Origin of the sequence: Ruminobacter amylophilus, assembly GCF_900115655.1 — a bacterium.
Lineage (GTDB): Bacteria > Pseudomonadota > Gammaproteobacteria > Enterobacterales > Succinivibrionaceae > Ruminobacter > Ruminobacter amylophilus.
In genome coordinates, this window is the sequence record NZ_FOXF01000002.1 from 140,144 (window position 1) to 147,032 (window position 6,889).

2 protein-coding genes and 1 rRNA gene are annotated in these 6,889 nt (G+C 41.2%); all 3 read left to right on the forward strand.

Annotated elements, in window-relative coordinates; all coding sequences use genetic code 11:
- Positions 1–15 precede the first annotated feature (15 nt).
- Complete coding sequence (locus BMY80_RS01160) at positions 16–3,867, forward strand: UvrD-helicase domain-containing protein (protein WP_093140131.1); 3,852 nt, start codon at positions 16–18, stop codon at positions 3,865–3,867.
- Positions 3,868–3,941: 74 nt separating this feature from the next.
- Positions 3,942–6,335 carry an exodeoxyribonuclease V subunit alpha gene (recD, locus tag BMY80_RS01165; RefSeq protein WP_177178457.1) on the forward strand — a complete coding sequence of 798 codons (2,394 nt, stop codon included), beginning with the start codon at positions 3,942–3,944 and terminating at the stop codon, positions 6,333–6,335.
- A gap of 426 nt (positions 6,336–6,761) precedes the next feature.
- Positions 6,762–6,889, forward strand: a 16S ribosomal RNA gene (locus BMY80_RS01170); the annotation flags it as partial.

The window sequence follows — 6,889 nt, forward strand, 5'->3', positions numbered from 1 at the left end:
TAACGGAGGAAAAATATGTCACATAAATTAATGGATTTTAATTTAAATGGAGCCGGCATAATTGAAGCTTCTGCCGGCACCGGTAAGACCTATACCATTACATGGCTGCTTTGCCGATTACTGCTGGGAATAGGTACTTCAGATAATAAACCGGTGGATTATTCCAAGATTCTCATTATGACTTTCACCAAGGCGGCAACCAATGATCTTAAAAGAAAAATCTGTGAAAGAATCCGTGAGCTCAGATCATTTATTGAAAATCTGCTGAAAAAATCATGTGCAAGTCCTGCTGACTTCAGTGATATTCTGTCAGATGACTCCATTGAGAGCGAGATGCTCCGTGCCTATCTCGGTCTTACTCAGGTATCAGATGATTTGAAAGACAGAGAAGTACGAGAGGACTATCTTAAAAAGATGATTCAGGCCATCAGAATCCTGCGTCATGTTGAGTTAAATGTGGATGGCATGCAGATAAGCACCATTCACAGTTTCTGCAGACAGGTTATCAGCAAGTTTGTCGTTGATACAGGTATGAATTTTCAGTTTGACGTTATGACTGATGTCGAAGATCTGAAAAAGAAAGCCTTATATGAAAGTTTCCGCAGATTTATGGTAACGGAAGCGGAATCAGGAAATAATGAATATTCAAAAATATACGACTCTTTTTTAGAAGACGGAAAAAAGTTTAATCATCTATGTAATATCTTCAACAGTTACAGGGATCTTCCTGAGATAAAACAAGTTTCGACAGAAGCGTTTAAAGAACTGGGAATAGAAAAACTTCACGCTCTGCTGTGTGAAGCCTACACGATTCTGGAGCAGTTAAAAGCCGGTGAAAAAGTCGTTAAGGCTGATGATTTGCCGTGTAAATTAAGAGATGCTCTGGTTATAAACGGGAATGATGATGAAACTACCGTGAAGAGCAAAAAATATCTGGCGGGTAAAATCCGCGGTATTTTGCCTGTAGCCATTATTGATGAATTTCAGGATACCGATCCGGTTCAGTTTGAAATCGTAAAAAATATTTATCTGACTGATAGTGAAAAGAAAAATGATGAAATGGATTCCTGTAAATCTTCGGATTTCTGGGGACTTTATATAGTGGGAGATCCGAAACAGGCCATCTACAGCTTCAGAGGTGCTGATTTAAACTGTTACAACAAGGCCAAGAAGCTGATTCTCGATCGTTACGGATCAGAGAAAGAACGGAAATGTCACCAGCTTGAGCTTGATGTGAATTATCGTTCAGATATTAATGTAATCAGATCCGTCAATTATCTGTTTTCGGGAGTGCATCCTGATGAACAGAATAATTCCGGGGATGCAGAGGGAGCTAAGTTTGATTTTTATAAATCTCTATTATCTGGAGATAAAAAGATAAAAGATTCTATTTCCTTTACCAACGTAAAACCTAGAGACAGTGAAAAAGCACAGAAATATCTTTATATCGTTGGGAACAAGAATTTCAAAACAGAGTCAGCCTGTAACCTGATGCACAGTCTGATTGATGAGAAATCAAAGAATAAAGATTACATTTATTCTGAAATAGCAGAGGAATGTGCCGATAAAATTGTTGAGCTTCTAGAAAACGGCAGGTTGTCTGATCGTGCTGATTTAACGCTGGAACAGCTTAATAATCCTGATGAAAACCCTGAATTGTGCAGGCGCATTACTTTAAAAGATATAGCTGTTCTTGTAAGCAAGGGGAAAGAGGCTGAATACATTAATGACAGTCTCAGGAACCGACATGTGCCATCGGTATTCCTTTCGGACAAGGGAAGTATTTATGATACCGAAGAATTCAGGTTTGTATCTCTGCTGATGAAATCAGTTGTGAATTTTGCCGATCACAGTTATCTGCGACTGTTACTTGCAAGCAGAGTTTTCGGTCTGGATGCCAGGGAATATTCTGATGCCGTATGTAACAGTTATAAAAAAGACGATACGGATAATCAGCAGAATACTTCCGGTAACTCAGGTATTACCATGGAAACTCTGAACAGTGTGCTGGTAGAGTGCAAACAGAAATGGCTTACTCAAGGATTTATGGCCATGTTTACTCATTTCATGACCAGATTCAATATCATGGAAAAAATGAAAATGAGAGAAGAAGGCGCTGAGATTATTACCAATCTTCTTCACTGTTCGGAGCTGGCACTGGGACTAAGCAACAGAATCAGGGACTTAAGTGAACTGGTTGAAAGTTTTGAAAGTCTCGGAAATCAGGTTAAGTCTACTGATAATGAATCAGACATGACAGGTAAGCGACAGACAGATGACTGCGATGAAATAGTCAGAATAGTTACCTATCATTCTTCAAAGGGCCTTGAATACAATATAGTAATGATGCCGTTTGCAGATATGATACATAGTATTGACCCTCAGTCTGTTGACATGATTAGAGTCAAATCAACTGATGATGAGCATGATGACACATCATATTATCTGGTAACAAAAGATAATCGTAGTACCGACAAGGAAGGAGGAAAATGGAATAATCATTGTTATGAACAGAAGGTTGAAAGACACCGTTTATGGTATGTCGCCTTAACCAGAGCCTGTCATGCTTTATACATATGGTACATTGATCCTGAAGAATATAATAAGAAAGAAGTTAGGGAATTCTGTCTGGATGAAATCCTGTTCAAAAACGTATATGGCAATGATGAGAACAGTATCTTTGAAAATTCCAAATATTTCAGAAAATGTGATGACTACAGGGCCGGATGGCAGGATAAGTATAAATCCGACGAAGCAGCCTTTTATTACAGTAGGCAGGAAAGTAATGGTATCAGGAACGGGTATGAGTATCAGATTCTGGATGCCGACAGTATAAATAACAGATGGAAGGTGTTTTCCTATTCCTCAATGGTTAACGGCATGGGGAACGCTGTTGCGGTTAACAGAATTTCCGGAAAGACTAATGACAACGATGATTCGCTTTCTGCTGAGGAGATTGCTGAAAGCGGAAATCAGACAACAAAGGAACCACGCTTTGCCTTTCCTAAGGGGAGCACGGCAGGTACTCTGCTTCATGATGCTCTTGAGCATATTGATTTCAGAAAAGTTTATGCGGATTTTATTGATCACTGTGGCAGTCAGAAGGTCATCGATTTTCTTAATACCGATAATGTAAATGAAACCATGCTGTATCAGACACTGAAGGGAAGACTGATGGCATATGGTTTTGCAAGCGATACGGAAACGGTCAGAGGTCTGACGTGGTGGTTCATGGAAATTCTTTCATCTGTTCTGTTTAAGGACGGAGAATCAGGAAAGCAGGTTGCCTTGAAGGATTTGGATGATTCTGACTGTATCAAGGAAATGGAATTCTGGCTGAATGTTGACGCAGGTTTCAACATAAAGGCCTTTAATAAGCTGATAAGGGAAATTGACAGAGAAGGATGCAGCAGTCCGTTGATTGATTATGCTGAATATGAAAGTCAGAATGAGTCGGAAAATCCGCTGCTTCCGGAGGTATCGATCAGTGATATCAGCGGTCTTCTGAACGGTTATATTGACCTTGTTTTCAAATGCGGCGACAGATATTACGTGGCTGACTACAAGTCCAACTACATTACGGACAGAATAGGCAGTTATGACAATAAGGAAATCAGAAAGAATATGATAAACCATCACTATTATATTCAGTACATTCTGTATACCCTTGCACTGCACAGGTTTTTAAAGCTGCATCTTCCGGACTACGATTATGAGCGTCATATGGGAGGTATAGCCTACCTTTATTTAAGAGGAATGAAGTCTTCATCGGATAAATATGCCGGGTACGGTATATTCACCAATAAGATAACCGGTGAATATATTGAAAAACTGGATGCCCTGTTCTCCGGAGCGGGGGAGCAGTAACAACCGTACGGACATTATATTAATAGAGTCTGTTATATGATGTCCGGTAACGATTCAATGGGATGAAAGAATTTATGATAGATGCAATTGAATTTTTAAAGCTTATTCCGGTATGGTCTGATATTGATCTGGCTGTGGCTAATTATGTGTCCAACCTGTGTGCAAATGATAAGAAAGTTCACGGATTTGTTCTTGGCATGCTCCTGCAGCATGCACGAAACAACGGCAGTGTCTGTATAAAATACGAGGAAATCGGTCAGGTTTTTGAAGACATTATAGATAATGAAATATCTCTGTATAAGAGGTCTAAGGTTATTGCCGAGTTTAACGGCAGGCTGGGACTGTCCGGCAAAGACACGGGCGCCGTGAATGCGGAGGATTCCGACTGGTTCAGCAGGTATCTTGCTGTTTCGGGCCTGGATAAGATTCTGAATGAACTTTCCCAAAAGTCATTTTATGATAACGGCGGGCCGGGAGAATCATGCATGCAGTTTATTGATGATTCCGTGATTGAGTACGTGGCTGATTCAGGTAGGAACCTGCATGACAGCATGACCGTCGGCCGGCAGATTAGGGAGGTGAGGGTTCCGCTGGTGTACAGCCTTGAGAGAATCTACATTTCCAGATATTTCGCCTATGAACTTATTATTGCCGGATACATCCGTAACTCCGTCAGAATTGAGTGCATAACTACTGGGAAAAAATCTGAAAAGTTATCCCCAGGTTTCGACATGAAAAATATCCACAACATGTGGACAGAGGTTTATGATGCCATTGATGAAGTGGAACGTAAACTCGGAGGTTCCGCGGATAAAAACGAGATCAACTGGCAGAAGGTTGCCGTTGCCATGTCACTGTGTCATCCGTTTTCAATTATTACCGGCGGTCCGGGAACCGGAAAAACCTATACCGTATCAGTTCTTATCTGTCTGCTGAAGAAAATATGCAGCAGTCTGAGAATCGGAATTGCCGCACCTACAGGAAAGGCTGCGGCCAGAGTAAAGGAATCTCTTAATGACGCATTTTCGGGACCGTTTGCCGAGGCCTACCGCAAACTGTATCCTAATCTCATTGATGAAATAGCTCCTGCGGAAACAGTACATAAAATGCTTGGTATTTTCCCGGGAAAGAGTGTCAGCAGAGTAAACGAAAACAATCCGTTAAATCTGGATGTGCTGATTATTGACGAAGTGTCAATGATGGATATCTTTCTTATGAACAAGGTTGTGGCGGCGTTAAGGTCCGGCACAAGACTGATTCTTTTAGGTGATAAGGACCAGCTTGCCAGCGTGGAGGCGGGTTCCGTGCTAGGTGATATCTGTACCATACTCGGCATGTCGGATAAAGAGCAGAAGCTAACTGATTATGAAAAGGATGTTGTTACAGGGCTGACCGGGTATACGGAGAAAGAACTTTTCAGCGTTCCGGGACTTGCTTCCGGAATCGCTTCGCTGCACAAATCAAGACGATATGAATCCAGTCCGTTAATCGGCGTTCTTGCAAATTACGTTAACAGTCAGGATTTCAGATATTCTGAAACGATGAATATCGTCCGGAAGCAGAATTCTGCCGAACTTCAACCTCTGAGCGGTGGAAATTCCCTGAGTTTCGGAGCCGTTACTTCAGACAGAGACGATAGGAATATCAAGGGAGTAGCCTTAATCAACGGCTGCGGTAAGGAGCTGGTGGACATTCTATGTGAAAAGGCCGTTACCGGCTGGAATATTGAAAAAAGCGGTACAGATGAAAAAAATATTTTCGATTTGCCATCAGCATGTGCCAGTTACAGAAAATTCGTTGAATATACCACGGCCCATCCGGTTCTGAGCAGCACGGAAAATGAAAACGGCGAATGTGCACAGGCTGATTCGTATGTGGCAAAAGCCTTCGGTATGATAAACGCATTCAGAGTTCTGTGTCCTGAACGACAGGGATTTTTCGGGGTGCGCTATGTTAATGACGGCATAGCCACGGCCGGACTCCGCTGGCTGAAAAAACATGCCGACAGAGATCAATATCCGGAAATAGCAACACTGGACAAGACCTGGTATCCGGGACTGATTCTGATGGTTACCAAAAATGACAGCAACCTTGGTCTTAAAAACGGTGATATGGTTATCTGCGGTTATGATGAGAAGTACGGCAGTGCCAAAAGAGTATGGGTACAGATGGAAAACAAGAAATACAAATCGGTTTCATTCGGTATGCTTGCGGAATATGAAACAGGATTTGCCATGACCATCCATAAATCACAGGGTTCGGAATTTGACCATACCATGATGGTGATGAACGGAACGGAAAGAACCATTACCAAAGAACTTGTTTATACCGGAATTACCAGAGCCAGGTATTTTGTAAGCATGATTGTGGGAAACAACGGCTGCAGTAACACGGTAAATCTTGATGACAGATTCGCTCAGAAGGTTAAAAGATCCAGCGGACTTTCAGAAAGACTTTACGGCAGGTAATGACCTGAAACAGAGACCGGAAGGAAAGAGATGTTTTCAGAAAAAGAACTTATGAGGTATAAAAACATCTCTTAAAAGGGCAAAAAACGCAAAAAGAATATCATGGGAGAAAAATTTTAATAAAAATTCCATATAAATGTAGGGAAAGGTGTTCATTAGCGATTTTTTGCCCAAAAACGAAAAAATTTGAAAAAAATTAAAAAAAACAGTTGACGAAAAAAATAAAAAACCTAAAATACACATCGTTCGCTGAGTACAGCGAAAAACAAAAAGTTCTTTAAAAACGAATCTAGACAATCTGTGTGGGCACTCGCTGAATTCATGAGCTGAAATAAAAAAATGGTTCTTGAAGAAGCTGAGTGTCAAATCTAAGAGCAATTAGAAAGACAGTCATTCAAAGAGAGCCGAAAAAACTTCAACTAATTTAAAGTGAAGAGTTTGATCATGGCTCAGATTGAACGCTGGCGGCAGGCTTAATACATGCAAGTCGAACGGTAACAGCAGGAAGCTTGCTTCCTGGCTGACGAGTGGCGGACGGGTGAGTAATACCTGGG

What these genes read in the sequence shown, in the direction of transcription:
- BMY80_RS01160 (WP_093140131.1), top strand. Translation starts at nt 16, where the DNA reads ATGTCACATAAATTAATGGATTTTAATTTAAATGGAGCCGGCATAATT.
- recD (WP_177178457.1), top strand. Translation starts at nt 3,942, where the DNA reads ATGATAGATGCAATTGAATTTTTAAAGCTTATTCCGGTATGGTCTGAT.